The sequence below is a fragment of the Bradyrhizobium australafricanum genome (genome assembly GCF_020329495.1).
In the GTDB taxonomy this organism is placed as follows: Bacteria; Pseudomonadota; Alphaproteobacteria; order Rhizobiales; family Xanthobacteraceae; genus Bradyrhizobium; species Bradyrhizobium australafricanum.
Map to the genome: position 1 here is coordinate 1 of NZ_JAGKJL010000043.1, position 22,912 is coordinate 22,912.

A 22,912-nucleotide genomic window follows, 5' to 3' on the forward strand; every position below is an offset into this window, starting at 1 on the left:
CCAGGTGCCCGGCGTCGCCGGCACCTGGAAGGACCTGACCGACAACGTCAACTTCATGGCATCGAACCTGACCGCGCAGGTCCGCAACATCGCCGACGTCGCGACCGCGATCGCCGGCGGCGATCTCTCGAAGAAGATCACGGTCAACGTGTCGGGCGAGATCCTTCAGCTGAAGGAAACGCTGAACACGATGGTGGACCAGCTCAACGCGTTTGCGTCGGAAGTGACGCGCGTGGCGCGCGAGGTCGGCACCGAAGGCAAGCTCGGCGGCCAGGCCAACGTGCTCGGCGTTGCCGGCACCTGGAAGGATCTGACCGACAACGTCAACTTCATGGCGTCGAACCTGACCGCGCAGGTGCGCAACATCGCCGCCGTGACGACCGCGGTCGCGGGCGGCGACCTCTCCAAGAAGATCACGGTCGACGTGCGCGGCGAAATCCTCGAGCTGAAGGACACCATCAACACGATGGTCGATCAGCTCAACGCCTTCGCCGGCGAGGTGACCCGCGTGGCGCGCGAGGTCGGCACCGAAGGCAAGCTCGGCGGCCAGGCCGAGGTGCGCGGCGTCGCCGGCACCTGGAAGGATCTCACCGACAGCGTCAACTCGATGGCCTCGAACCTGACCGCGCAGGTCCGCAACATCGCTGAGGTCGCGACCGCGGTGGCGAAGGGCGACCTGTCGAAGAAGATCACGGTGAACGTGTCGGGCGAAATCCTTCAGCTGAAGGAAACGCTGAACACGATGGTGGACCAGCTCAACGCCTTCGCCGGCGAGGTGACTCGCGTGGCGCGCGAGGTCGGTACCGACGGCAAGCTCGGCGGCCAGGCCGAGGTGCCCGGCGTCGCCGGCACCTGGAAGGACCTGACGGACAGCGTCAACTCGATGGCCGGCAATCTCACGGCGCAGGTTCGTAACATCGCCGAGGTCGCGACCGCGATCGCCGGCGGCGACCTGTCGCGCAAGATCACGGTCGACGTGCGCGGCGAGATCCTTCAGCTGAAGCAAACGCTGAACACGATGGTCGATCAGCTCAACCGCTTCGCGGGCGAGGTGACGCGCGTGGCGCGCGAGGTCGGCACCGACGGCAGCCTCGGCGGCCAGGCAAACGTGCCCGGCGTCGCCGGCACCTGGAAGGACTTGACCGACAACGTCAACTCGATGGCCGGCAACCTGACAGCGCAGGTCCGCAACATCGCGGAGGTGACGACCGCCGTGGCGCGCGGCGACCTGTCGCGCAAGATCACCGTCGACGTGAAGGGCGAAATCCTCGAGCTCAAGAACACCATCAACACGATGGTGGACCAGCTCAATGCGTTTGCGGGCGAGGTGACGCGCGTGGCGCGCGAGGTCGGCACTGAGGGCAAGCTCGGCGGCCAGGCCGAAGTGCCCGGCGTCGCCGGCACCTGGAAGGATTTGACCGACAACGTCAACTTCATGGCGTCGAACCTGACCGCGCAGGTCCGCAACATCGCCGAAGTCGCGAGCGCGATCGCCGGCGGCGACCTGTCGAAGAAGATCACCGTGGACGTGCGCGGCGAGATCCTGCTGCTCAAGGACACCCTGAACACGATGGTCGAGCAGCTGCGCTCGTTCGCCGCCGAAGTGACGCGCGTGGCGCGCGAGGTCGGCACCGAGGGACGGCTCGGCGGCCAGGCCGTGGTGCCCGGCGTCGGCGGCACCTGGAAGGACCTCACCGACAACGTCAACCTGCTGGCGGCGAACCTGACCACCCAGGTACGCAACATCGCCGAAGTTACCACCGCGGTGGCGCGCGGCGACCTGTCGCGCAAGATCACGGTCGACGTGAAGGGCGAAATCCTCGAGCTCAAGAACACCATCAACACCATGGTCGACCAGCTCAACGCTTTCGCCGGCGAGGTGACGCGCGTGGCGCGCGAGGTCGGCACCGAAGGCAAGCTCGGCGGCCAGGCCGAGGTGCGCGGCGTTGCCGGTACCTGGAAAGACCTCACCGACACCGTCAACGTCATGGCGGTCAACCTGACCGAGCAGGTGCGCGGCATCGTCAAGGTGGTGACCGCGGTCGCCAACGGCGATCTGAAGCAGAACCTGACGGTGAAATCGAAAGGCGAGGTGGCCGCGCTCGCCGACACCATCAACAACATGACCGAGACGCTTGCGACCTTCGCCGAACAGGTCACCAGCGTGGCGCGCGAGGTCGGCGTCGAGGGCCGGCTCGGCGGTCAGGCCAACGTGCCCGGCGCGGCCGGCACCTGGAAGGATCTCACCGGCAACGTCAACCTGCTCGCGGCCAACCTGACCTCGCAGGTGCGCGCGATCGCGGAAGTGGCGACCGCCGTGACCAAGGGCGACCTGACGCGCTCGATCCAGGTCGACGTCCGCGGCGAGGTCGCCGAGCTCAAGGACAACATCAACACGATGATCGGCAACCTCCGTCTCACCACGGAGCGCAACACCGAACAGGACTGGCTGAAGACCAATCTGGCGCGCTTCACCAATATGCTGCAGGGCCAGCGCGATCTTGCGACCGTCGGCCGGCTGCTGCTGACCGAGCTTGCGCCGCTGATCAACGCGCATATGGGTGTGATCTACCAGGTCGACAATCCCGAGAATGCGCAGTTGCGCCTGTTGTCGGCCTATGCCAGCGACAGCAGTAATCCGCATCCGCAGATCGTCCAGTTCGGCGAGGGACTGATCGGCCAATGCGCGCTCGACAAGCGCCAGCGTCTCGTCTCCGAGATTCCCGGCGATGCGGTGCCGATCAATTCGGCCTTGATGCGGATCATGCCGAAGAACCTCGTCGTGTTTCCGGTGCAGTTCGAGAACCAGGTCAAGGCGGTGATCGAGCTGTCCTCGATCTCCTCGTTCACGACCTCGCAGATCACCTTCCTCGAACAGTTGACCGACAGCATCGGCATCGTGCTCAACAGCATCGAGGCAACGATGCAGACCGAGGCGCTGCTCAAGCAGTCGCAACAGCTCGCCGGCGAGTTGCAGACCCAGCAGAAGGAATTGCAGCAGACCAACGATCAGCTGGAGCAGAAGGCCCAGCAGCTTGCCGAACGCAACGTCGACGTCGAGCGCAAGAACCAGGAAATCGAGCAGGCGCGGCGCGCGCTGGAAGAAAAGGCGACCGAGCTGTCGCTGACTTCGAAGTACAAATCCGAATTCCTCGCCAACATGTCGCACGAGTTGCGAACACCGCTGAACTCGATCCTGATCCTGGGCCAGCAGCTCACCGAAAATCCCGACGGCAATCTGACCGGCAAGCAGGTCGAGTTTGCCCGCACCATTCACGGCGCCGGCACCGACCTGTTGAACCTGATCAGCGACATCCTCGATCTCTCCAAGATCGAGTCCGGCACGGTGACGGTCGACGCCGAGGAAATTCTGACATCGAGCCTGCTCGAGACCGTCGGACGGCCGTTCCGGCACGAGGCGGAGAACCGGCATCTCTCGTTCAGCATCGATGTCGACGCCAATCTTGCGCGCAGCATGGTCACCGACTCCAAGCGGCTGCAGCAGGTGCTCAAGAACCTGTTGTCGAATGCGTTCAAGTTCACCGCGGAAGGCGGCGTCAGCCTGACCGTGTCGGCCGCGCTCGGCGGCTGGAGTGTGGAGCATCCGATCCTCAATGCGGCGCCCGCCGTCGTTGCGTTCGAGGTGTCGGATACCGGCATCGGCATTCCACAAGACAAGCAGAAGCTGATCTTCGAGGCGTTCCAGCAAGCCGACGCCGGCACCAGCCGCAAATATGGCGGCACCGGTCTTGGACTGGCGATCAGCCGTGAGCTCGCGGGTCTGCTCGGCGGCGAGATCCATCTGCGCAGTGCGACGGGCAAGGGCTCGACCTTCACGCTCTATCTGCCGCTGAAATATGCCGGCCCTTCGGTGGCACTGCGTCAGCAGGCTCAGCCGATCGCGATGCCGCACACGCCGGCGCCGGCGCTGCAGGTGTCAGGCGCGCAGGAGCGTGTGATCGAGCGGCTTCCCGACGACCGGCTCAATCTCGAGCCCGGCGACACCATCCTGCTGATCGTCGAGGACGATCCGCATTATGCGAGGGTGCTGATCGACCTGGCGCGCGACAAGGGCTTCAAGGTGCTGGTCGCAAGCCGCGGTGCCGAAGCGCTGGATCTGGCCAAGCAGTTCCAGCCGAGCGCGGTGTCGCTCGACGTCTTCCTGCCCGACATGCTGGGCTGGACGGTGCTGAGCCAGCTCAAGCACAATCCGCTGACCCGTCACATTCCGGTTCAGATCATCACGCTCGACGAGGACCGGCAGCACGCGCTGGCGCGCGGCGCGTTCTCATTCGTCAACAAGCCGACGACGACGGAAGGCGTCAGCGCTGCGCTGTCGCAGATCAAGGAATACGCCAGACCCCGCCGCAAGCGCCTGCTGATCGTGGAGGACAATGCGGCTGAGCAGCTCAGCATTACCGAACTGCTCGGGCACGAGGATATCGAGATCGTGACCAGCGGCACGGGGGCAGGAGCGCTCTCGACGATGCGCGCAAACCCGTGCGACTGCGTCGTGCTCGACCTGCGCCTGCCCGACATGAGTGGTTTCGAGGTGCTGGATCAGATCCGCAAGGACGAGACGCTGTCCAATATTCCCGTTGTCGTGTTTACGGGCCGGGAACTTTCAGCGGAAGAAGACGCGGAACTGCATACGATGGCGCGCAGCATCGTCGTCAAGGGCGTAGAGTCGCCGGAGCGTCTGCTCGACGAAACGTCACTGTTCCTGCACCGTGTGATCACGGAATTGCCCGTCGAAAAACAGAGGATGCTGGAGAAGCTCAATAGCTCCGACGAGGATCTTATTGGCAAGACCGCACTGCTGGTCGACGACGATGCCCGCAACATCTTCGCGCTCTCGAGCGTGTTGGAGCGGCGAGGTATGAAGGTGTTGACTGCGACAACCGGTCACGAGGCCATCTCGCTGGTCGAATCCAATCCCAAGATTGCGATCGTGCTGATGGACATCATGATGCCGCAGATGGACGGTTACCAGACCATCGGCGCCATCCGGCAAAACCCCGCCTTCGCGCGGCTGCCGATCATCGCGCTGACCGCGAAGGCGATGAAAGGCGATCGAGAGAAATGCCTGGAGGCAGGCGCGTCCGACTATCTGGCGAAACCCGTGAACACCGAGCAACTGCTGCTGGCGATCCGCATGTGGCTGCACCGCTGATCGGCGATCGAACATGATGGACCACGAAAAGGTAAACATCCTTCTGGTCGATGACCAGCCGGCGAAGCTGCTGGCCTATGAGGTCATCCTGAAGGAGCTCGGCGAGACGCTGGTCGCCGCGTCGTCGGGCCGCGAGGCGCTGGAGTTCCTGCTCAAGAACGAAGTCGCGGTCATCCTGGTCGACGTCTGCATGCCGGAGCTCGATGGCTTCGAGCTCGCGGCGATGATCCGCGACCATCCGCGCTTCCAGAAGACCGCGATGATCTTCATCTCGGCAATCCAGGTCAGCGATATCGACCGGCTCCGCGGCTACGAGATGGGCGCGGTCGACTACGTGCCGGTGCCCGTCGTGCCCGAGGTGCTGCGGGCAAAGATCCGCGTGTTCGCCGAGCTCTACCGCAAGACACGGCAGCTCGAACGCCTCAACGCGGAGCTCGAGGACCGCGTGCGCGCACGCACCGCCGAGCTCGAGCAATCGACCACGCGACTGGTCGAAAGCGAGGCGCGCCGCAGCATGGCGATTGCGGCCGGCAAGATGGGCTCGTGGGACTGGGATTGGGTCAACGGCGACTGGATGTGGGACGAGGGGCAATACAAGATCTTCGGCGTCGACCCGAAATCCTTCAAGCTCACCTCCGACAATATACAGGCGCTGTTTCATCCCGACGATGTCGAGCACCTCCGGCAAGCCTGGACCGGCTTCGGCAAGGGCCAGACGTCCTATGAAACCGAATTCCGCGTCATGCGGCCGGACGGTGAAGTGCGCTGGTGCGTCGGCACAGCCGCGGCCACCAGCGACCGCAACGGCAAGGTGGTACGGGTGAGCGGCGTCACCGTCGACATCACCGATCGCAAGAAGGCCGAGGAGCGGCAGAGCCTGCTGACCCGCGAGGTCGACCATCGCGCCAAGAACGCGCTCGCGCTGGCGCAATCGATCGTGCGGCTGACGCGCGCGCAGAACGTCACCGCCTATGTGCGGGCGGTCGAGGGCCGAATCACGGCGCTGGCACGCGTTCACACCGTGCTGTCGCTGTCGAGCTGGCAGGGCGCCGAAATCCGGCGGCTGGTCACCGAGGAGATCGCGCCGTATTCGGAAGCCGGACAGATCCAGATCGATGGCGAAGAGGTGCAGTTGCAGCCCGCGACCGCGCAGACCTTGGCGCTGGCGCTGCATGAGCTCGTCACCAACTCCGCCAAATACGGTAGCCTGTCGGTGCTGTCGGGCCGGCTTGCGATCACCTGGGAACTGCACGACGAAACGTTGATCCTGGCCTGGGTGGAATCCGGCGGACCTCCCGTGACCAAGCCGAAGCAGAGAGGTTTCGGCACGAGAAGCGTCATCGCCAGCATCGAGACCCAGCTCGGCGGCCGCGCCGACTTCGATTGGCGCACCGAGGGCCTGGTGTGCCGGCTCACGGTTCCGCTCAAGGCGCTGGCCGGAGAGCCCGCGGCCTACCGCGATTTGTCGACGGCCGAGCAGCGCCAGCCCATGGTCAGTTCCAGGGCCGTGTAGCGCATCCCACCCGAACAGGAACCAAGCGCCGGACGCTGCGGTTAACGGGGCTTGATCGCTCCATTCGTGGCTTGAGGTGCTGCCTTGGATGCCCAAACCCGAGAGCGCGGGCCGTCCGGGGAGAAGCCGCGGCAGCCCGAGCGCAATCCCGAGCAAGGATCGCAACCTGACCGCGCATCCTCGCCACAGCAGGAAACCGAGCGCAAGCCATCGATGCGCGACCGGCTGCGCGAGCACTGGCTGCTCGCCACAGTCGGCGCCTGTCTGCTCCTGCTCGCGATCATCGGTGGCGTGAGCTATTGGCTGAACGTGCGTCACTATGAATCGACCGATGACGCGTTCGTGGCCGCACGCAGCTTTGCGGTGGCGGCGAAGGTCGGCGGCTATGTCGTCGAGGTCCCCGTCACCGACAACCAGCACGTCAATGCCGGCGATCTCCTCGCGAGGATCGACGAGCGCGACTACAAGATCGCCGTCGATCAGGCCAGCGCACAGGTCGCGGTCGCAGAGGCCAATATCGCCAATGTCGAGGCCCAGATCGACAGCCAGCAGGAGCAGATCAAGGAAGCCAAGGCGCAGCAGCAACAGGCCGAGGCGCAATTGAAGTTCGCGCGGGAGGAGGCGGAGCGCGCCCAGAACCTCGTCGAAAAGGGCGCGGGCACGGTGCAGCGGCAGCAGCAGACCCGCTCGGATCTCGACGCCCAGCAGGCCAATGCCAGCCGCGCCAGAACGGCAGTGACCGCCGCAGAGCTCGGCGTCAAGACGCTCGAGGCTCAGCTCAAGAGCAGCAAGGCATCGCTGGAGCAGGCACAGGCCCAGCTCGATCAGGCCAAATTGAATTTGCAATATACAAGCATCGTCGCATCGCAATCCGGACGCGTCGTCAAGCTGAGCGGCGCGGTCGGCACCTATGTGGCACCGGCCCAGAGCGTCATGATGCTCGTTCCTGACGAGGTCTGGATCACCGCCAACTACAAGGAAACGCAGCTGACGGACATGCGCCCGGGCCAGCCGGTCGAGATCAGGATCGATGCGTATCCGGGGCGCAAGCTCACTGGCCGCGTGGCTTCGGTTCAGCCGGGCTCGGGCACTGCGTTCAGCCTGCTGCCGGCGGAGAACGCGACCGGCAATTTCGTCAAGGTCGTGCAGCGCGTTCCCGTGAAGATCGTGATCGACAATTGGCCGAATGACCTTCCGATCGGGCCGGGCATGTCGGTCGTGCCCTGGACCAGGGTGCGATGAGCGACGTTGCGGCAGGCGGCGGCGCAGCCTGGTCGCCGGAGCGTTCGGCTGCCGGCGGACATAATCCCTACCTGATTGCCTTCGTCGTCTCGATCGCGACATTCATGGAGGTGCTGGACACCACCATCGCCAACGTTGCCTTGCGCCATATCGCGGGCGGCCTGGCGGTCGGCATCGACGAGAGCACCTATGTCATCACCAGCTATCTGGTCGCCAATGCGATCGTGCTGTCGATCTCGGGCTGGCTTTCGACCGTGATCGGCCGCAAGCGCTTCTACATGATCTGCGTCGGCACCTTCGCGTTCGCGTCCCTGCTGTGCGGGCTTGCCTGGAGCCTGGAGGCGCTGGTTCTGTTCCGGATCATCCAGGGCCTCGGCGGCGGCGGGATGGCGACGAGCGAGCAGGCGATCCTCGCCGACTCCTTTCCGCCGGCCAAGCGTGGCCAGGCGTTCGCGATCTACGGCGTCGCGGTGGTGGTTGCTCCCGTGGTCGGGCCGACGCTCGGCGGCTGGATCACCGATACCTATAGCTGGCACTGGATCTTTCTGATCAACGTGCCGATGGGCTTGCTCTCGCTGTTCCTGGTCGGGACGCTGGTCAAGGAGCCGTCCGGCGCCGAGGAGGAGCGCAAGCAGCTCCTCAAGAACGGTCTGCGCGTCGACTACATCGGCTTCATGCTGGTCGCGATCGGGCTCGGTTCGCTTGAATTCGTGCTCGACGAAGGTCAGCGCAAGGACTGGTTCGAGTCCAACATGATCGTCGGCTTCGCGCTGGCCTCGGCGATTTGCCTGATCGCGCTGATCCCCTGGGAGCTGACGCGCAAGGACCCGATCGTCGATCTCCGCCTGCTGGGACGTCGCCAGTTCGGATCGTGCTTCCTGGTGATGCTGTGCACCGGTGCGGTGCTGATCTCGTCGACGCAGCTCCTGCCGCAGCTGTTGCAGACCGAGCTGAACTATACTGCGCTGCTTGCAGGGCTCGCACTGTCGCCCGGCGGCATCGTCACGCTGATCTTGATGCCGGTGGTCGGCAATCTCGTCAGTCGCGTCCAGCCGAAATATCTGATCGCGATCGGCGGCTGCATCGTGGCATTCTCGATGTGGCACCTGACGGGACTGAACGGCGACATCACCTATGGCTATGCCGCGCTCGCACGCATCTTCCTCTCCGCCGGGCTTCCGTTCCTGTTTCTGCCGGTCACGACGGCTTCATATGACGGCGTGCCGCCGGACAAGACCAACCAGGCCTCGGCACTGATCAACGTGGCGCGCAATATCGGCGGGTCGATGGGCGTCGCACTCGCCCAGACCGCACTGGCGCAACGCCAGCAATTCCACCAGAGCCGGCTGATCGAGCATGCCGCGCCGTCCGATCTCGGGTATCAGCAGACCATCGACACGATGACGCGCTTCTTTCAGGCGCAGGGGTCGAACGCATCGGACGCCGCGTCCCAGGCGGTCGCCTGGGTCGGCCAGACCTTGCAGCGGCAGGTCGACCTGCTCGCCTATATCGACGTGTTCTGGATGCTCTCGATCATCGGGCTCGTGATGATTCCGCTGGCGCTGATCATCAAACCGGTCGATCTGACGGCGCCGCCCAAGGGACATTAAAGCAGACGACATTGTGAACGCGGGAGCGGCCGAACCGCGCTATGAACGGCGTGGTCGAAGGGAAATCGCGCGAGGAGCATATGCCCAGGACGAGTCTTGCCGGTGCGGGTCTGTCGGCCGTCTTCCTCGCGGCGATCAGCATCACGCGGTCCGGCGCCGAGCCCGTGCTGAAAGGCGCGGAAGCCTTCGGCGACTGGCAACGCGACAAGCCGGGCACGGTGCGCCTGATCACGCCGCAGGACTTACCCAAGCCCGGGGCAACGGCGTCGAGCAGCAAGTTTCCGCGCGTCATGCCGAGACCTGCATCGGCCACGCCGCAGGTGCCGGCAGGGTTCAAGGTCGAACTGTTTGCGAGCGGGCTCAGCGGCCCGCGGATCATCCGGACCGCGCCCAATGGCGATATCTTCGTGGTGGAAACCGGCTCCGGCCGCATTCGTATCCTGCGCAGCGCCGACGGCGCCACCAGGCCTGCGACCAATGAAGTCTACGCAACCGGCCTGAACCAGCCGTTCGGCATCGCGTTCTTTCCGAGCGGTGACAATCCGCAATGGCTCTATGTCGCCAACACCGACAGCGTCGTGCGCTTTGCCTACCGTAACGGCGATCTCAAGGCGTCGGGAAAACCCGAGACGATCGTCGCCCGGCTGCCGCCCGGCTACGGCCATTCCACGCGTGATATCGTGTTCACGCCGGACGACAAGCGGATGCTGGTGTCGGTCGGCTCCGCCGGCAACGCAGGCGAGGGGCTGGGTCGCCCGCCGAAGGGCATCGAGGCCTGGAGCCGCGACCATGCGCTCGGCGCTGCATGGGGCGACGAGACCGATCGCGCCGCCGTGCTCGCCTTCGATCCTGATGGCAAGAACCAGAAGCTGTTTGCCACGGGGATCCGCAACTGCGTCGGACTTGCGATCCAGCCCGGAAGCGGCACGCCGTGGTGCTCGACCAACGAGCGCGATGGCCGCGGCGACAATCTTGTGCCCGACTATGTGACACGGGTCCGCGAAGGCGCGTTCTACGGCTGGCCCTGGTACTACATCGGCGGCAACGAAGACCCCGCGCATGCCGGCGCGCGGCCCGACCTGAAGGACAAGGTGACGGTCCCTGACGTGCTGTTGCAGGCCCACTCGGCGTCGCTCGGCCTGACCTTCTACACCGGCAGCAGTTTTCCGCCGGAATATCGCGGCGATGCGTTTGCCGCCGAACACGGCTCGTGGAATCGGTCGAAGCGCACCGGCTACAAAGTCATTCGCATCAGGCTGAAGGACGGCGTGCCGACCGGCGAGTACGAGGATTTCGTCACGGGCTTCGTCATCGGCGACAATGAGGTCTGGGGCCGTCCGGTCGGTGTGACGGTCGCGCGCGACGGCGCACTGCTGGTCTCCGAAGACGGCAACGGCACGATCTGGCGTGTCAGCCGCGACTAGCGCTGCAAGCGGCGCACGCTAGCCGAGCCCGTCCTTGAGGCCATACTCCTCGTAGATGGTCAGGGGATCGGTGTCGGGAAACAACCGGCACTTGGCCTGCGCAAGATGTAGCGTGACGGCGCCGGCCTCACATCTGGCGGTCAGGATTTTTCGGACATCCTCCATATGCGCGCGCGGCTGATGCTTTGACGGCAGCTGTTCGAGCGCCACCAGCGCTGTGGCCAGGGCCTCCGTGACCACCCATTCGTCGTGTCCGGTAATTCCCTTTCGCGGCATCGCCACACCCTCCGTAGCACCGGCTGCGACATTGTAGCGCGAGATGGGTGGGGGCTGTCATCAGCCAACATGGCAGGGCAGCGGGGAACCGGTTCGCGTGGCCCTGCCACGATGCGCCGCAGGGAACCGGCGTGGCCGCGCGCGGAAGCAATGATTAGAACCACGAGGCTCGCTTCTTCGTCCCCGGTCAGTCCACCCAAATGTTCGCTCCCTATCTCTCGGCCTGGAGTCTTGTGCCCGACGGCGACCCGATCGTGACGCACGCCGCACGGTTGCTACCGGTGCGCCGGCATGGGGAGCCGGCCATGCTCAAGCTCTCGCACGAGCCGGACGAACGCCTCGGTGCCGTCGTGATGGAGTGGTGGGACGGCGAAGGTGCGGCGCGGGTTCTTGCTCGTGACGGCGACGCCCTTCTGCTCGAGAGGGCGACGGGATCGGCTTCGCTCAGCGACATGGCGCGAACCGGCCGGGACGACGAGGCCTGCAGGATTCTCTGTGCAACGGCTGATCGGCTTCACGCCGAGAGAGCGAAGCCGCGGCCGGATCTGACGCCGCTGACGCACTGGTTTCGTGAGTTGTGGCCCGCGGCGAGAGCGCATGGCGGCATTCTGAACCGATCGGCGGAAGTTGCCGAAGCTCTGCTGGGCAGTCAGCGTGAGATCGTGGTCCTGCATGGCGACCTGCACCATGACAATGTGCTCGACTTCGGCGCGCGCGGCTGGCTTGCGATCGATCCGAAGCATCTTGTCGGCGAGCGCGGCTTCGACTTCGCCAACATCTTCACCAATCCGGATCTTGCGGATCCGACACAGCCGGTCGCGACCGAACCCGGACGCTTTGCGCGGCGGCTCGACATCGTCGTGAAAGCAGCACGGCTCGATCGCCAGCGCCTGCTGTCATGGATCGTGGCCTGGACCGGCTTGTCGGCTGCATGGTTTCTGGGGGACGGCGATCCGCTCGCCGAAATCGACCTTACGATCGCACAGTTCGCCGCCGCTGAACTCGACCAAATGGCGTAGGGCGCGCAGCGACTACGCCGCCGCGGCGCTGGCTCCACTCAGCGACACGCTCAAAATCCGCCACTTCGAGATATCGAAGAAATAGGCGGCCTTGATGCGCGCGGAAGCGGGGTCCGGCGCCTGAATCGCCGTGTGGAATTGCCGCGTCCCATCGCTCAGCGAAATCCGGAATGTCTGCATTGGTCGAACCTCCACGCGCGGATGCTGCGGCACGGAGAGTTAACATCCAGTTGCTGTTGACGGCGCGCGACACGCTCGCTCCTCACTCAGGTGAAGCCGGCGGCAGCCGCACCATCGTGTCCTCTGCGCCAACGACGCGTCCATCCTGCGCGCGCAATTCGAGCCGTCGCACCGGCAGCCCGTTCTTGCGGTCGACCAGCAGCACATGCGCCTCATCGGGTTCAAAGAAGAAATCCTCACCCCACTGGCGGAGCGCAACGAGGAGGGGAAAGAGGCCGCGTCCCTTTTCGGTCAGCACACATTCCTGGTAGGGGCTGCCGTCGCTTGCGGGCACCGTCTCCATGATGCCGTGCGCCAGAAGATTGCGGAGCCGGGCCGAGAGGATGTTCTTGGCAAGCCCGAGGCTCTTCTGAAACTCGCCGAAGCGGCGCAGCCCGTCGAACGCATCGCGGACAATCAGCAACGACCACCAGTCGCCGATCGCATCCAGCGGCCGGGCGACGCCGCACATCGAGTCCCTGTGGCTCACTCGCTTGGCCATCGTGATCCTCAACACTCATTCCGCGGCCGGAAAACCACCCGATCGTGGGTTCGATATATTGGTTGCAAAGTAAAACCTCAAGCGATACACGATGGTTTCAAATTGAAACCTCCTGAGGTGCGCCATGATCCAAGCCGACGCCGCGTTCGACGGCACCTTTCCATTCGCACCGCATTTCAGCGCGGCGCCGGGCTTTCAGATGCATTATGTCGACGAAGGTCCGCGGGACGGCGAGGTGGTGCTTTGCCTGCACGGCGAACCAAGCTGGGGCTAGCTGTTCCGCCACCTCGTGCCGGGCCTCAGTGCGACGCACCGGGTGGTCGTTCCGGATCACATGGGTTTTGGCAAGAGCGCGACGCCGGCGCATCGCAGCTATTGGCTGCAGGACCATGTCGACAATCTCGAAGCGCTGGTCCGCGCGCTCGATCTCACCGACATCACGCTCGTCATGCATGATTTCGGCGGCCCGGTCGGCATGGGGCTGGCGGCCCGTCATCCGGGCCGGATCCGCCGCATCGTCTCCGCCAATGGGCCAACGCCGTTCGGGCAGAGCGATCTGTTCGATCGCGTCGCCGCCAACGCGCAGGTCTCGCCGTGGTTTCAATGGATCGCAAAGGCCGATGCGAGTGGCGACCTCGAGCCGGTTCTCGGACAGCTCGGCTTCAACATTTTGAGCACGCTGAAGCTCAACGGATTCGAGAACAACGCCGTCATCACGGACACCTGGCTCGCCGCCTACGGCGCGCACTTCGCCCGTCCGGCGGACTGCCTCGGTGCGATCGGCTGGGCCAAGGGCTTTGCGACCGGCGCGCATCAATTCCAGACGCCCGATCCCGCCGCCGACCGCTTGATCCGCAGCAAGCCTGCGCTCGCGATCTGGGGCGAGGCGGACCGCACGCTGCGCGCGGAGCATTTCCTGCCGCTGTTTTCCGCAATCTTCCCGACGGCGCCGGTCAGGCGCCTTGCCGGCGTCGGGCATTACTGCTTCGAGGATGCGCCTGAGGAAATCACCGGCTTGATCGCGGAGTTCATCCAACAAACGTGACTGCGCGTCACATCGTGCATTCCGCCGAGATCGCAGCCTCAAGTGCCGGCACCCAGGCCTTGTAGGCGGCCGCGGTGAAATGAATACCGTCGGCCATTTTCGCGCCGGGCGGCAGATGCGCATCGATGAACCGAACGCCACGCGCAACTGCGGCGGCTTCGATCGCCCGGTTGGTCGATTCGTCAGCTGCGACGGCGATGGCCACCAATGGCCGCGTCGACAGCGACTTGACGGTCTCGATAAGGTTGGTGAAGTCGCGTTGCGCCGTTGGCGATCCGGTGTCGTTGGCGCCGACCGCGAGGACGAGCAAGAACGCGCCCTGGTCCTGCAGCACGCGCCCGGCGAGCTGCTTTGCCTCCGCGATGGTCTGACCGCCAACGCCGGCATTGACGACCGGACGTCCGCAGAGCTGCCGGGGCAGCGGAGCCATTTCGGTGATGCTGTCGCCAAGCACGACGATCGGCGCCGGCGCATCGGCGAGCGCAGCGCGTATCATGAATTCGCGCACCGCGGCATGATCGTGAAAGGCGTGCTGAGACACTTCGCCGAAGCGGTTGCGCATCCTCTGCAGCTCCGCAAAGGAAGCGACAAAACCAATCAGAAAAGTAACGGCCAAAACCCAAGGTAGTGCGCGACGCATTGCTCCTCAGAGCTATCATCGCGGCTCCAGCCCGAGCAATATTCAGAAACAACCGCACAACGCCGGAGCGATCACTTTCTGCGGATCACGTCCTGCGGGAGGTTACTGGATACGGCGGCGCGCAACCCGTTACCTTCGTTGCGGCCATCTGGTGGTTGGCTATCGCGGCCGCTTTGGTCTCAGCTCCGAACCCGGCTGGACAGCGCCCAATCGAAAGCAATGGCGGAAGGGGTGGGATTCGAACCCACGGTACCCTTGCGGGCACGCCGGTTTTCAAGACCGGTGCCTTAAACCACTCGGCCACCCTTCCAAAGCTTGAAATCTTTGGCTTTTTAGCCCCAGCAGAGAGAACAAAACCTGCACTTTGCTAACCGGATGCTAACCTGCGGGTCCGTGTACTATGCTTCGCCCAGATTTGCCAAGGCGGTGTTGATCGCATCCGCTGCCTTCTCGTCCTTGTTCCGGAAGAGGTGGGCATAAACCTTCAGCGTGATATTCGGATTGGCGTGGCCGAGCCGCTTGCTGATGGTGACGATATCCACCCCGGCATCGATGAGCTGAGAGGCGTGGGTGTGCCTCAGGGCGTGGAACACCACGTCAGGCATGCCGATCGAGGCGGCGCAGTCCGCCCATTCGGAGCTGAAGGCGCGCGGCCCCCGCGGGTTGCCATCAATGTCGGCGAAAACAAAGTCGTCATCCGAGAGCTTGCCAAGGCCAAGCTTCATTCGAAGCTCGAGCTGGGCCCGGCGGTGCTCGCGAAGAGCATCCACAACGATTTCCGGTAGTGAGACATGGCGCCGCCCGGCCTTTGTCTTTGGCTTCTTTACGCGGATGCCGTGCTTTCTGGTCTCCTCAAGGCTCTCGCAGATTTCCCAAGTCTTCCGCTCCAGATTCAAATAGCGCCACCGCATGGCCAGGAGTTCGCTACGACGCGCGCCGGTGAACAGGGCCGTGATGGCCTTCGGATACATTGAGCGCCCCGAAAGCTTTCCCAGCAATTCCTTGATGCGGTCCTGCTCGACGATGACGACTTCCTCGTCATCTGGGGTAGGGGGCTGCTGCGTCGTCGCGACGTTCCTCATCACGAGATCGAACTTGGAGGCGTCCTTCAACGCCTTGGACAGCACGCGGTGCGCGTGACCGATGGTGCGATTGCTCAATCCGCCTTTGCCGTCTTTGCGGCCCGCGCTGGCGAGGCGATTGTGCCAGTTCTCAATCTCGATAGCCGTCAGCTTCTGCAGAGTGACGCCGCCGATGTAGGGTACGATCTGATTATTGATCAGCTCGGCGTAACGCTCCGCCGTTTTCGCGCCGATCTTCTTTGATGTCTCCCACTGCTCGAGCCGGGCTTTCAGGTGGTCGGCCAAGGTCAGCTTTGAGGGCTCGACGTAAGATCCTTCCTTGAGGCCGGCGACTAGCCGCGCACATTCCGCCTGCGCCTGCCGCTTGGTGCCTTTGTACGAGTGCCACTTCAGCTTGCGGCTTTTGCCGGTGCCGAGGCTGAGGACAATGGCCCAATGGCCAGGCGAGCGTTCGCGAATATGGCCCTTCATTTCTGCTCTCCCTTCGGCGGAACAAGCGTCTTGTAGAAGTCCGACATTTCTTCACGCACGATCTCGCGAATTTCTTGTTTGCGAAAAGACCCCTCCAAGCGCGCGATAATCTCGGCATTCATGGATTGAGCGTTTCGCTCCGCAGCCTTTTCGAGCTTGCGCCGAAGGTCTTCGCTGAAGCGCAATTTCAGCTGAACTGTCTCTGTAGGTTTGCGTACCACCGATTTGCTCCCTGCGAACTGGTACAGGATGGCACGTAATGGGTGGGGCCGCAAGTGACCCCACAGAAATATTTGGGGTCAATTGTGACCCCCCTTGACGGAATCACCTCAAATCACATCTTCTGGTCGTGGGGTCGAATGTGACCCCAACCGACAGGAGAAGAAAAGTGGAAGCTGAGAAGCTGACGATCAGCGTACCGGAGGCCGGCAAGCGATATTTTGGGCTTTGCAGGAATTCGGCTTACGCCGCTGCCGAGCGCGGCGATATCCCCACGATCAGGATCGGCCGACTGTTGAGGGTGCCCGTAAAGGCCTTGGAGCAGATGCTGGAACAGCCCCGCAAGACGGAGGCTGCATAAGCTATGGCCTCAAAAACAGAGAAGGCCGGCGCTGTGGGCACAGCAGCCGACCTTCGGAAGTCTGTTCTGGCGAACAGCTCCGAAAATAGCCTCGACGCCCTGCGGGCGCAATACCTCGCCGAAATCTTCGGGCTGCCAGCCAACACGGCGCAGGTGGTTGCTGAGTTGGCATTCGGGGAGGCGCGCGCATGAGCGAACCAATCACCGTTTGCCTTGCCGGCATCCCTCAGGGCAAGGGCAGGGCTCGAGCATTCGTCCGCGGCGGCCATGTCGGCCACTACACCCCCGAAAAGACGCGCTCCTATGAGGGCATGATCCGGACGGCGGCGATGCAGGAGCTGGGCACGCGATCGGCCTTTGACGAGCCGCTGGAGTTTGTGCTGCGCGCCGTGTTTCCGGTACCTGCGTCTTGGTCGGAGCGGAAGCGCCGGCAGGCCATCACCGGCGACATCAAGCCCGGCAAAAAGCCGGACCTGGATAACATCGCGAAGGCCTGGAATGACGCACTCAACGGTGTGGTCTATCGCGACGACAGCCTGATTTGCCGGATGACGCTGGACAAGCGTTACGGACCGCAGCCGCTCGTTGTCTGCACTGTGCGACCGATCGTCATTGAACGGCCTCTCTACCAGCCAGAGGAGGCCCAGCGATGAACCATCGCCTTATGGTCTCCGATCCGGCCATCCGGAAACAGCTGCAGCTCGCCGGTCTGCGGTTCATGGCAAGTCGCGCGGAATGGCTTCAATGCGAGGCCCGCATAATTTTCCGCCAACTCCAACACGACAAGATCACATCCGCCCAAGTTGACGCCAGGCTTGAAGAGCTGGGCGCCTTGGATCTCGTTTATCCCGAACTGATGAGGGATGCATAAAATGGCTATCTCTTTCGAGACTGAAGACGCTTGCACAGTGTTCCTGCCGGAAACGGCGACCATGCTTCTCGACCCGCAAAAGGCCCGAGAGGCACTTGAACGTGACCGTGCTTATAGTCGGTCGCATTTGTACCCCCTGTTCGATGCCACGGCGCGCTTCGCGTGCTCGCTTCTGATGGCGCCACAAGGGTGCAACGAATTCTATCTGCCGCGCGGCCCGTGGATCATTTCAATCGGCGATGATTTTCACTTCGCTTGGGGGCCGAAGGCATTTCCACAGGCATCGCTTGATGCTGCAATCAGAGCCGCCGATCATGCGGTCCTGATCACCAGCGGGCCTGATCCTTATCCCTATCGGGTGGCCGCTACTGTCGCGGTTCGCGATCGAAAGAATGCGCTCCTCATCGAAACCCGACCAAACCAGAAAGATCATTGGAAACGTCGCATCGAGCACATCCGCGATGCAGACGAATTTGCGACCGATTTGCCGATTACCTACTGTTTGCCATTTCCTGAGACCAAGGGGGCAGCATGAAAGCTGTCTCTCCTGTCTTCCAGGCACTGCAGGCTGCGGCGAACGGCTTTCGAGTGCTGCCGGCGGATGCTCTTACGGGCAAGCCGCTGGTGGACCTTGGTAAGGCCAGCACAGACCCGGAAACCATCCGCCAATGGTGGGTCGAACATCCTACAGCTCATGCCGCGGCAATACCGCCCAAGCCGAAGGAGCTCAAGGCTACACCGTTTGTCTGGCGAGACCCCAGGACGATCCCCCCGCGGGAATTTGTCTACGGCAAGCATCTGATCCGCAAATTCGCTTCAGCCAAGTTTGCAGCCGGCGCAACCGGAAAATCAGCCCTCGCGCTCGTGGAAGCGATTGCGATGGCCACTGGACGAGCCTTGCTCGGCATAGCGCCGCGCAAGCGTTGCCATGTCTGGTACTGGAACGGGGAAGATCCGCGGGAGGAAACTGAGCGGCGCATTGCTGCGATTTGCCTGCATTACGGCATCACCTCCGAGGAATTGGAGGGATGGCTGTTCATCGACAGCGGGAGAGAGCAGGAAATCGTCATTGCCAAGCAGAACCCCAAGTCAGGAGCGGCTATCACCGAGCCAATCGTTAAGTCACTCGTCAACGCGATCCTCGACAATGAAATTGACGTGTTGATGATCGACCCGTTCGTTTCCTGCCACCGGGTTACTGAGAACGACACGATGGCAATGGAACTCGTCGCAAAGAAGTGGACCGCAATTGCCGATGAGACCAACACAGCGATTGAGCTGATCCACCACACCCGCAAGACCGGCGGCGCCGAAGCCACGGTAGAGGATGGTCGTGGTGCCGTTGCATTGCTCAATGCGGTCAGATCGGCGCAGGTCTTGAACAAGATGACAAAGGAAGACGGCATCAAGGCCGGCGTCGCCAACTATCGCGAGTACTTCAATATCGAGAACGGAAAGCCAAACCTTGCTCCGCCTCCCGAAGGTAAAGACTGGTATCGCATAGTCTCCATCTCACTGGATAACGGCAGCACGTTCGTTCCCGAGGGTGATAACGTGGGCGTCGTTACTTCTTGGAAATGGCCCGATCCCTTGGATGGCATTTCCGGCGCTGACTTTGAAGCCGCAGCCCAATCCATCCGCGCTGGCCGATGGCGCGAAAACCCCCAGGCGAAGGACTGGGTAGGCTGGCCGATCGCCAAGGTGCTCGGCCTCGACCTCCACGGGAACAAGGCCGACAAGGCCAAGGTCGCCGGTCTCATCAAGATTTGGATCAGCTCCGGCAATCTGACCGTCGTCGAAGAAATGGACGAAAAACGCATGCCGCGGAAGTACGTGCAGGTGGTCGATGAAGACTGATTTGCCACACCTCACTTCCTCGCCAGAAATCTGCCACGCCACACCCCACACCCCTATAGGGGGTGGTGGTGTGGCAGGCATTGTGCCGAACTTGCCGAACCTTTGCCAAACCTCTGGTGTGGCAGGTGGGGCAACGTCTGTGTGAGGGTCTAGGACATGGCGAAAGATGGGCCACCAGCGGCCGGGCCAAGCGGCGCGCGTGGCGCGGCTGTCCCCTTGCGCGGGGCTGGTCGCATTCAGCGGCGCGTCTGGAGAGCCTTCATGGCACAGCCTGGTGCTGAGCTGTGCACAGCGGATTTGGCGCGGTGGTGTTACCCAAGGCTGGAAGGCAAGCCGCTCCACAAGCATCGCAAGGCGATCGTCAGGGCTGCGCGTCGCGTGGCGGAGAGAGTTCGGCGTGATCGGCCTGGAGGGGTCGTTTTCAGGGCTTTGGTTAGCTTTCCCGTTAGCAAACGGCTTGGTGATGGAAGCCAACCAATTGACGAGACTCAACAATAACGGATTTCAGCACCGGTTATCTCATTCGGTGGCCGCAAAAGCTGGCACTCGCGTTGCAATCCAGTCCTTGCTGGGATTGCCAGTCCCCAGATTGAAACAGGGCGCCGCCGGGACGAGATATTTCGAGCCCGACGGCGTATCTTTCTGGGACGGTCAGAACAGCATGCCGGCACCGATCGAGGCCAGCCACCGGGCTATCAGGATGGCGTATCGGGCCGCCCTAAGCCGCAGCCGCGGCACCAGCGCGCGGATCAGGCGCATATCGACATCCATGCAATGCTGCGCCGTAGGCAGGCCATGGTCCGTTCGCGGTGCTGCTCCCAATCGGGCACGTCCCGCCAAGCCTTGTCTGGCAGGTCCACCAGATAGTCCAACTGGCGCTGGCAATCGGTGACGGCTGGCTGACTGGCCAGGATCACGGCGTACAGGGTGTTGGCAGTCTGGGCGTGCCGATGGGCCGATATCGCCGCCGCGACATCCACATTCACGGGAACCATGCCGCGAGCGCAGCACTGTACGATCTCCGGGACGGTCTGAGCTGCCTTCATGCCAGCGCCCCTTCCTGCCAGTCCTGGGTGCCGACCTGCTCGAGCAGGCCATCCAAGTCACCAATACCGCTGTCGTTGTCCTCCTCGAGATCGTCATCGCCACCCGCCGCCCAATGGGTCTGGGCGACCCGCTCAAGGCTTCCAAGGCCGGGCTCGGCATCGCCGGTTTCTTCGTCGTCCGCATCGTCGAGCTCGCGCTCGGTCATCACATAGGGGTCGCTGGCATCGAGGAGGGCGATCAGCCGCTCGATTTCAGCGGATGCCTCCTTCCTGAGTCTGGCGAGGGCGTGGAGAGTCGTTTCCCGCTCCCGCTGTTGGATAGCGAGGCCTGATAAAATCTCACCGGCGACTCGCGCTGGCCTTTCTATGGTGGTTTGCATGGTGGTGCTCACTGGTTCAGGCTTGTCACAGCCGTGCCCCGTGGTCGGACGAGGCAGCCGGGGGGTGACAACCAGCCAGTGAGACTGGTCGGACGCTTTTAGGGATTTCTCCCCTGGACAGCACAGTCCGCCCCCGGCCACTTGCCCTCGGAATCCGAATAGGCAATAAGGTTCGGGTCGGAGCCGCACCGCCAAGTGCGTCCGTTGATCACCGGGAAAGCCCCGGTCATCATTCAGCCGTCACCGCTCGACGCCAATCGAGTGGACATGCTGACCAAGCATGAAGCGGCTTATCACTGGTCCGGGTTGTCACACCCACGGACACTCCAACACTGATTTGCTTAAAAATCCATCCCCTTTTGGGGGCGCTTTCGCGCGCGTCCCCCAGTGGATAGCCGGGAGGGCCGGCGATTGTGGCTTGCGATTCGTTTGGCGCGCGGCCAGCATACCGCCTTACCTTAGATTGTATTGGAGGAAAAAGCGAAATGCCCTCGAAACTCGACGAGCATATGGAGCTGGTCGCTAAAGTCGTTGCAAAGTTTATTTCTACCGGACTTCTGAAGCACAACATCGATAGCCGCGGCGCTGACCAGTTTCTGGGCGAGCCGGTTGATAACGAGACGTTTGCCGCAGTTCTTTCGTGGATGCTGAGTGAAGGGTTGATTCACTCCGGTAACGTCAGCAGAACAATCAACGCCGTCGTTTTTATATCGCAAGCGCAGCTAAGCGCGAAGGGGCTTGCGATCGTGCGTCAACCGCTCGGAAATGGTGAGACTATTGAAAAGCGGATTGAGAAGGCCGATGCCGGCGACAAGAAGGATTGGAGCAGCATCGGCGATCTGATCGGTGGTTTTGCAGGTGGCATTATGAAGTCGCTCGGGTCGGCCGGGTGACGCGACCGTTCCGCATTGAATTCGTGATCGCCGCCGTCCTGTTGGCGGGTTGGCTGGTTTATCGCTGGTTGCATTAGGGGCGAAGATGGCGGGGGCTGATCCGGATTGGTTTGCGCGGGGGATGTCCGTCGTGGCGGTGCTCATTTCAGCAGCGCAGTTCGCTTGGTCGCGTTTCGATAAGGGGCGCGACCGCAAGGTTGTTGAACAAGCCAGTCTCCCGCGCATGAGCCTGTACTGGAATCCTCAGATCGATAAGGACGGCTGGTATAGGCTAGTCCTAACGATCCAGGATATTGATCAGGGTTTTCTCTTGGACAGAGCTCGATTGATCAATCCGAGTGGTTCGGTAATTGCGAGTTGGAAAGACGGGAAGCCCGACAGCCAGCGCGCGGCCGAGATCGATTTGAAATGGCGTTTTCTACCGCGCAACCCAGCCGCTCTGCTTCACATTGCAGGAGGGAGCTCGCGGGAGGCGCTTTTATTTCAAACAAACGCTTAGCGTAAGGAAGTGAAGCTCGTTTTTGAGGGGCGGTTTTTGAGCGGCGCCATGAAGTCATTCGAGATCCCTGTCGTAGCTCATCGCGACTAAAGGCTGACGCCCTTACTGGCAGCCCGTGAACCTACGGGGTTGCTCTCCACCAGTGGTTGCGCTTAGTAACAGCCAGGCTGGGGAGGCTTTTTGATGAGAAATTTTGGAATGGTGGCGCTCGCTGCCGCCTTGGGCGGTTGTGCGTCGTCGGCGGCAGACATCACGCCGAACTACGTTTCACCTGTTATGTATCAGTCCTACACGTGCCAACAGCTCGCGCTCGAGGCGCAGGGCGTGTCCGCGCGCGCGGCGGCTTTGTCCGGCGCCCAGGAGAGCCAACGCACGAAGGACACGATCGCGACGACAGCCGCAGTCATCGTCTTCTGGCCCGCGGCGTTCCTGGTTGGCGGCGACAAGCAGACTGCATCTGAGCTCGGTCAGATGAAGGGACAGATGGTCGCGATCGAACAGGCCTCGATCGCTAAGAAGTGCAACATCCAGTTCCAGAACAAGCCGCCCGGACCGACCTAGCCCCACCAC

25 protein-coding genes and 1 tRNA gene are annotated in these 22,912 nt (G+C 62.9%); 17 read left to right on the forward strand and 9 right to left on the reverse strand.

Annotated elements, in window-relative coordinates; translation table 11 throughout:
• From J6525_RS30840 to J6525_RS30860, 5 genes are all read left to right on the forward strand, one after another.
• Positions 1 to 5,173 (forward strand): HAMP domain-containing protein (locus tag J6525_RS30840; RefSeq protein WP_225647531.1); only part of this gene is annotated, 5,173 nt, incomplete at its 5' end.
• A gap of 16 nt (positions 5,174 to 5,189) precedes the next feature.
• The gene (locus J6525_RS30845) at positions 5,190 to 6,686 is read left to right on the forward strand and encodes a sensor histidine kinase (RefSeq protein ID WP_225162188.1); all 1,497 of its coding nucleotides are present in this window, start codon (positions 5,190 to 5,192) and stop codon (positions 6,684 to 6,686) included.
• Positions 6,687 to 6,770: 84 nt separating this feature from the next.
• Positions 6,771 to 7,928 (forward strand): HlyD family secretion protein, encoded by a 1,158-nt coding sequence (locus J6525_RS30850; RefSeq protein WP_225647532.1) that lies wholly within the window; start codon positions 6,771 to 6,773, stop codon positions 7,926 to 7,928.
• Positions 7,925 to 9,538, forward strand: a complete 1,614-nt coding sequence (locus J6525_RS30855; protein ID WP_225647533.1) for a DHA2 family efflux MFS transporter permease subunit — start codon at positions 7,925 to 7,927, stop codon at positions 9,536 to 9,538. The genes J6525_RS30850 and J6525_RS30855 overlap by 4 nt, the downstream gene beginning before the upstream one ends.
• A gap of 80 nt (positions 9,539 to 9,618) precedes the next feature.
• On the forward strand, positions 9,619 to 10,962 hold the full coding sequence (locus tag J6525_RS30860; RefSeq protein ID WP_225647534.1) for a PQQ-dependent sugar dehydrogenase: 1,344 nt from the start codon (positions 9,619 to 9,621) through the stop codon (positions 10,960 to 10,962).
• 18 nt (positions 10,963 to 10,980) lie between these two features.
• Here J6525_RS30860 and J6525_RS30865 read toward each other — a convergent pair whose 3' ends face one another.
• Positions 10,981 to 11,238, reverse strand: coding sequence for a hypothetical protein (locus tag J6525_RS30865; RefSeq protein ID WP_028340659.1), 258 nt, complete (start codon positions 11,236 to 11,238; stop codon positions 10,981 to 10,983).
• Between the two features lie 200 nt (positions 11,239 to 11,438).
• On the opposite strand from J6525_RS30865, the gene J6525_RS30870 reads away from it, so the two are divergent.
• Positions 11,439 to 12,257 (forward strand): aminoglycoside phosphotransferase family protein, encoded by an 819-nt coding sequence (locus J6525_RS30870; RefSeq protein ID WP_092084713.1) that lies wholly within the window; start codon positions 11,439 to 11,441, stop codon positions 12,255 to 12,257.
• A gap of 12 nt (positions 12,258 to 12,269) precedes the next feature.
• Here J6525_RS30870 and J6525_RS30875 read toward each other — a convergent pair whose 3' ends face one another.
• Together J6525_RS30875 and J6525_RS30880 are read right to left on the reverse strand one after the other, a co-directional pair.
• Positions 12,270 to 12,437, reverse strand: coding sequence for a hypothetical protein (locus tag J6525_RS30875; RefSeq protein ID WP_016847764.1), 168 nt, complete (start codon positions 12,435 to 12,437; stop codon positions 12,270 to 12,272).
• A gap of 82 nt (positions 12,438 to 12,519) precedes the next feature.
• Positions 12,520 to 12,978 (reverse strand): winged helix-turn-helix transcriptional regulator, encoded by a 459-nt coding sequence (locus J6525_RS30880; RefSeq protein WP_225647536.1) that lies wholly within the window; start codon positions 12,976 to 12,978, stop codon positions 12,520 to 12,522.
• Positions 12,979 to 13,102: 124 nt separating this feature from the next.
• On the opposite strand from J6525_RS30880, the gene J6525_RS30885 reads away from it, so the two are divergent.
• A complete protein-coding gene (locus J6525_RS30885) occupies positions 13,103 to 13,252 on the forward strand; it encodes a hypothetical protein (protein WP_225647537.1) in 150 nt (49 codons plus the stop codon).
• A gap of 15 nt (positions 13,253 to 13,267) precedes the next feature.
• Positions 13,268 to 14,023 (forward strand): alpha/beta fold hydrolase, encoded by a 756-nt coding sequence (locus tag J6525_RS30890; protein ID WP_225647539.1) that lies wholly within the window; start codon positions 13,268 to 13,270, stop codon positions 14,021 to 14,023.
• 7 nt (positions 14,024 to 14,030) lie between these two features.
• Here J6525_RS30890 and J6525_RS30895 read toward each other — a convergent pair whose 3' ends face one another.
• The 4 genes from J6525_RS30895 to J6525_RS30910 all read right to left on the reverse strand — a co-directional run bounded on the left by J6525_RS30895 (position 14,031) and on the right by J6525_RS30910 (position 16,437).
• Complete coding sequence (locus J6525_RS30895) at positions 14,031 to 14,585, reverse strand: SGNH/GDSL hydrolase family protein (RefSeq protein ID WP_225647540.1); 555 nt, start codon at positions 14,583 to 14,585, stop codon at positions 14,031 to 14,033.
• 298 nt (positions 14,586 to 14,883) lie between these two features.
• Positions 14,884 to 14,973: transfer RNA gene (locus J6525_RS30900), tRNA-Ser, on the reverse strand.
• 88 nt (positions 14,974 to 15,061) lie between these two features.
• A complete protein-coding gene (locus tag J6525_RS30905) occupies positions 15,062 to 16,216 on the reverse strand; it encodes a tyrosine-type recombinase/integrase (protein ID WP_225647541.1) in 1,155 nt (384 codons plus the stop codon).
• Positions 16,213 to 16,437, reverse strand: a complete 225-nt coding sequence (locus J6525_RS30910) for an Arc family DNA-binding protein (protein WP_225647542.1) — start codon at positions 16,435 to 16,437, stop codon at positions 16,213 to 16,215. The genes J6525_RS30905 and J6525_RS30910 overlap by 4 nt, the downstream gene beginning before the upstream one ends.
• A gap of 167 nt (positions 16,438 to 16,604) precedes the next feature.
• On the opposite strand from J6525_RS30910, the gene J6525_RS30915 reads away from it, so the two are divergent.
• Genes J6525_RS30915 through J6525_RS30940 form a run of 6 tightly spaced genes read left to right on the forward strand, consistent with a single transcriptional unit; the run spans position 16,605 to position 19,524 of the window.
• On the forward strand, positions 16,605 to 16,796 hold the full coding sequence (locus J6525_RS30915; RefSeq protein ID WP_225647543.1) for a helix-turn-helix domain-containing protein: 192 nt from the start codon (positions 16,605 to 16,607) through the stop codon (positions 16,794 to 16,796).
• Positions 16,797 to 16,799: 3 nt separating this feature from the next.
• Positions 16,800 to 16,988 carry a hypothetical protein gene (locus J6525_RS30920; RefSeq protein WP_225647544.1) on the forward strand — a complete coding sequence of 63 codons (189 nt, stop codon included), beginning with the start codon at positions 16,800 to 16,802 and terminating at the stop codon, positions 16,986 to 16,988.
• A complete protein-coding gene (locus J6525_RS30925; RefSeq protein ID WP_225647546.1) occupies positions 16,985 to 17,449 on the forward strand; it encodes a RusA family crossover junction endodeoxyribonuclease in 465 nt (154 codons plus the stop codon). Before J6525_RS30920 ends, J6525_RS30925 begins: the two co-directional genes overlap by 4 nt.
• Positions 17,446 to 17,667, forward strand: a complete 222-nt coding sequence (locus tag J6525_RS30930; RefSeq protein WP_225647547.1) for a hypothetical protein — start codon at positions 17,446 to 17,448, stop codon at positions 17,665 to 17,667. Before J6525_RS30925 ends, J6525_RS30930 begins: the two co-directional genes overlap by 4 nt.
• Before the next feature lies 1 nt (position 17,668).
• On the forward strand, positions 17,669 to 18,202 hold the full coding sequence (locus J6525_RS30935; RefSeq protein ID WP_225647548.1) for a hypothetical protein: 534 nt from the start codon (positions 17,669 to 17,671) through the stop codon (positions 18,200 to 18,202).
• A complete protein-coding gene (locus tag J6525_RS30940) occupies positions 18,199 to 19,524 on the forward strand; it encodes an AAA family ATPase (RefSeq protein ID WP_225647549.1) in 1,326 nt (441 codons plus the stop codon). The genes J6525_RS30935 and J6525_RS30940 overlap by 4 nt, the downstream gene beginning before the upstream one ends.
• 749 nt (positions 19,525 to 20,273) lie before the next feature.
• On the opposite strand, the gene J6525_RS30945 is transcribed toward J6525_RS30940, so the two are convergent.
• Positions 20,274 to 20,570, reverse strand: coding sequence for a hypothetical protein (locus J6525_RS30945; RefSeq protein WP_225647550.1), 297 nt, complete (start codon positions 20,568 to 20,570; stop codon positions 20,274 to 20,276).
• A complete protein-coding gene (locus tag J6525_RS30950; protein WP_225647551.1) occupies positions 20,567 to 20,950 on the reverse strand; it encodes a hypothetical protein in 384 nt (127 codons plus the stop codon). Before J6525_RS30950 ends, J6525_RS30945 begins: the two co-directional genes overlap by 4 nt.
• 485 nt (positions 20,951 to 21,435) lie before the next feature.
• Between J6525_RS30950 and J6525_RS30955 the strand changes: the two genes are divergently transcribed.
• The 3 genes from J6525_RS30955 (at position 21,436) to J6525_RS30965 (ending at position 22,903) form a co-directional block, all read left to right on the forward strand.
• Positions 21,436 to 21,843, forward strand: coding sequence for a hypothetical protein (locus tag J6525_RS30955; protein WP_225647552.1), 408 nt, complete (start codon positions 21,436 to 21,438; stop codon positions 21,841 to 21,843).
• Between the two features lie 130 nt (positions 21,844 to 21,973).
• Entirely contained in the window at positions 21,974 to 22,342 is a 369-nt protein-coding gene (locus J6525_RS30960) for a hypothetical protein (RefSeq protein ID WP_225647554.1), read from the forward strand.
• A gap of 183 nt (positions 22,343 to 22,525) precedes the next feature.
• Positions 22,526 to 22,903 carry a hypothetical protein gene (locus J6525_RS30965; protein WP_225647555.1) on the forward strand — a complete coding sequence of 126 codons (378 nt, stop codon included), beginning with the start codon at positions 22,526 to 22,528 and terminating at the stop codon, positions 22,901 to 22,903.
• Positions 22,904 to 22,912 lie beyond the last annotated feature (9 nt).

Excerpts from the sequence above, each read along its gene's own strand:
- J6525_RS30845 (WP_225162188.1), top strand. The coding sequence starts at position 5,190 with ATGGACCACGAAAAGGTAAACATCCTTCTGGTCGATGACCAGCCGGCG.
- J6525_RS30855 (WP_225647533.1), top strand. The coding sequence starts at position 7,925 with ATGAGCGACGTTGCGGCAGGCGGCGGCGCAGCCTGGTCGCCGGAGCGT.
- J6525_RS30860 (WP_225647534.1), top strand. The coding sequence starts at position 9,619 with ATGCCCAGGACGAGTCTTGCCGGTGCGGGTCTGTCGGCCGTCTTCCTC.
- J6525_RS30865 (WP_028340659.1), bottom strand. The coding sequence starts at position 11,238 with ATGCCGCGAAAGGGAATTACCGGACACGACGAATGGGTGGTCACGGAG.
- J6525_RS30870 (WP_092084713.1), top strand. The coding sequence starts at position 11,439 with ATGTTCGCTCCCTATCTCTCGGCCTGGAGTCTTGTGCCCGACGGCGAC.
- J6525_RS30875 (WP_016847764.1), bottom strand. The coding sequence starts at position 12,437 with ATGCAGACATTCCGGATTTCGCTGAGCGATGGGACGCGGCAATTCCAC.
- J6525_RS30880 (WP_225647536.1), bottom strand. The coding sequence starts at position 12,978 with ATGGCCAAGCGAGTGAGCCACAGGGACTCGATGTGCGGCGTCGCCCGG.
- J6525_RS30885 (WP_225647537.1), top strand. The coding sequence starts at position 13,103 with ATGATCCAAGCCGACGCCGCGTTCGACGGCACCTTTCCATTCGCACCG.
- J6525_RS30895 (WP_225647540.1), bottom strand. The coding sequence starts at position 14,585 with ATGCGCAACCGCTTCGGCGAAGTGTCTCAGCACGCCTTTCACGATCAT.
- J6525_RS30905 (WP_225647541.1), bottom strand. The coding sequence starts at position 16,216 with ATGAAGGGCCATATTCGCGAACGCTCGCCTGGCCATTGGGCCATTGTC.
- J6525_RS30920 (WP_225647544.1), top strand. The coding sequence starts at position 16,800 with ATGGCCTCAAAAACAGAGAAGGCCGGCGCTGTGGGCACAGCAGCCGAC.
- J6525_RS30925 (WP_225647546.1), top strand. The coding sequence starts at position 16,985 with ATGAGCGAACCAATCACCGTTTGCCTTGCCGGCATCCCTCAGGGCAAG.
- J6525_RS30930 (WP_225647547.1), top strand. The coding sequence starts at position 17,446 with ATGAACCATCGCCTTATGGTCTCCGATCCGGCCATCCGGAAACAGCTG.
- J6525_RS30935 (WP_225647548.1), top strand. The coding sequence starts at position 17,669 with ATGGCTATCTCTTTCGAGACTGAAGACGCTTGCACAGTGTTCCTGCCG.
- J6525_RS30940 (WP_225647549.1), top strand. The coding sequence starts at position 18,199 with ATGAAAGCTGTCTCTCCTGTCTTCCAGGCACTGCAGGCTGCGGCGAAC.
- J6525_RS30945 (WP_225647550.1), bottom strand. The coding sequence starts at position 20,570 with ATGAAGGCAGCTCAGACCGTCCCGGAGATCGTACAGTGCTGCGCTCGC.
- J6525_RS30950 (WP_225647551.1), bottom strand. The coding sequence starts at position 20,950 with ATGCAAACCACCATAGAAAGGCCAGCGCGAGTCGCCGGTGAGATTTTA.
- J6525_RS30955 (WP_225647552.1), top strand. The coding sequence starts at position 21,436 with ATGCCCTCGAAACTCGACGAGCATATGGAGCTGGTCGCTAAAGTCGTT.
- J6525_RS30965 (WP_225647555.1), top strand. The coding sequence starts at position 22,526 with ATGAGAAATTTTGGAATGGTGGCGCTCGCTGCCGCCTTGGGCGGTTGT.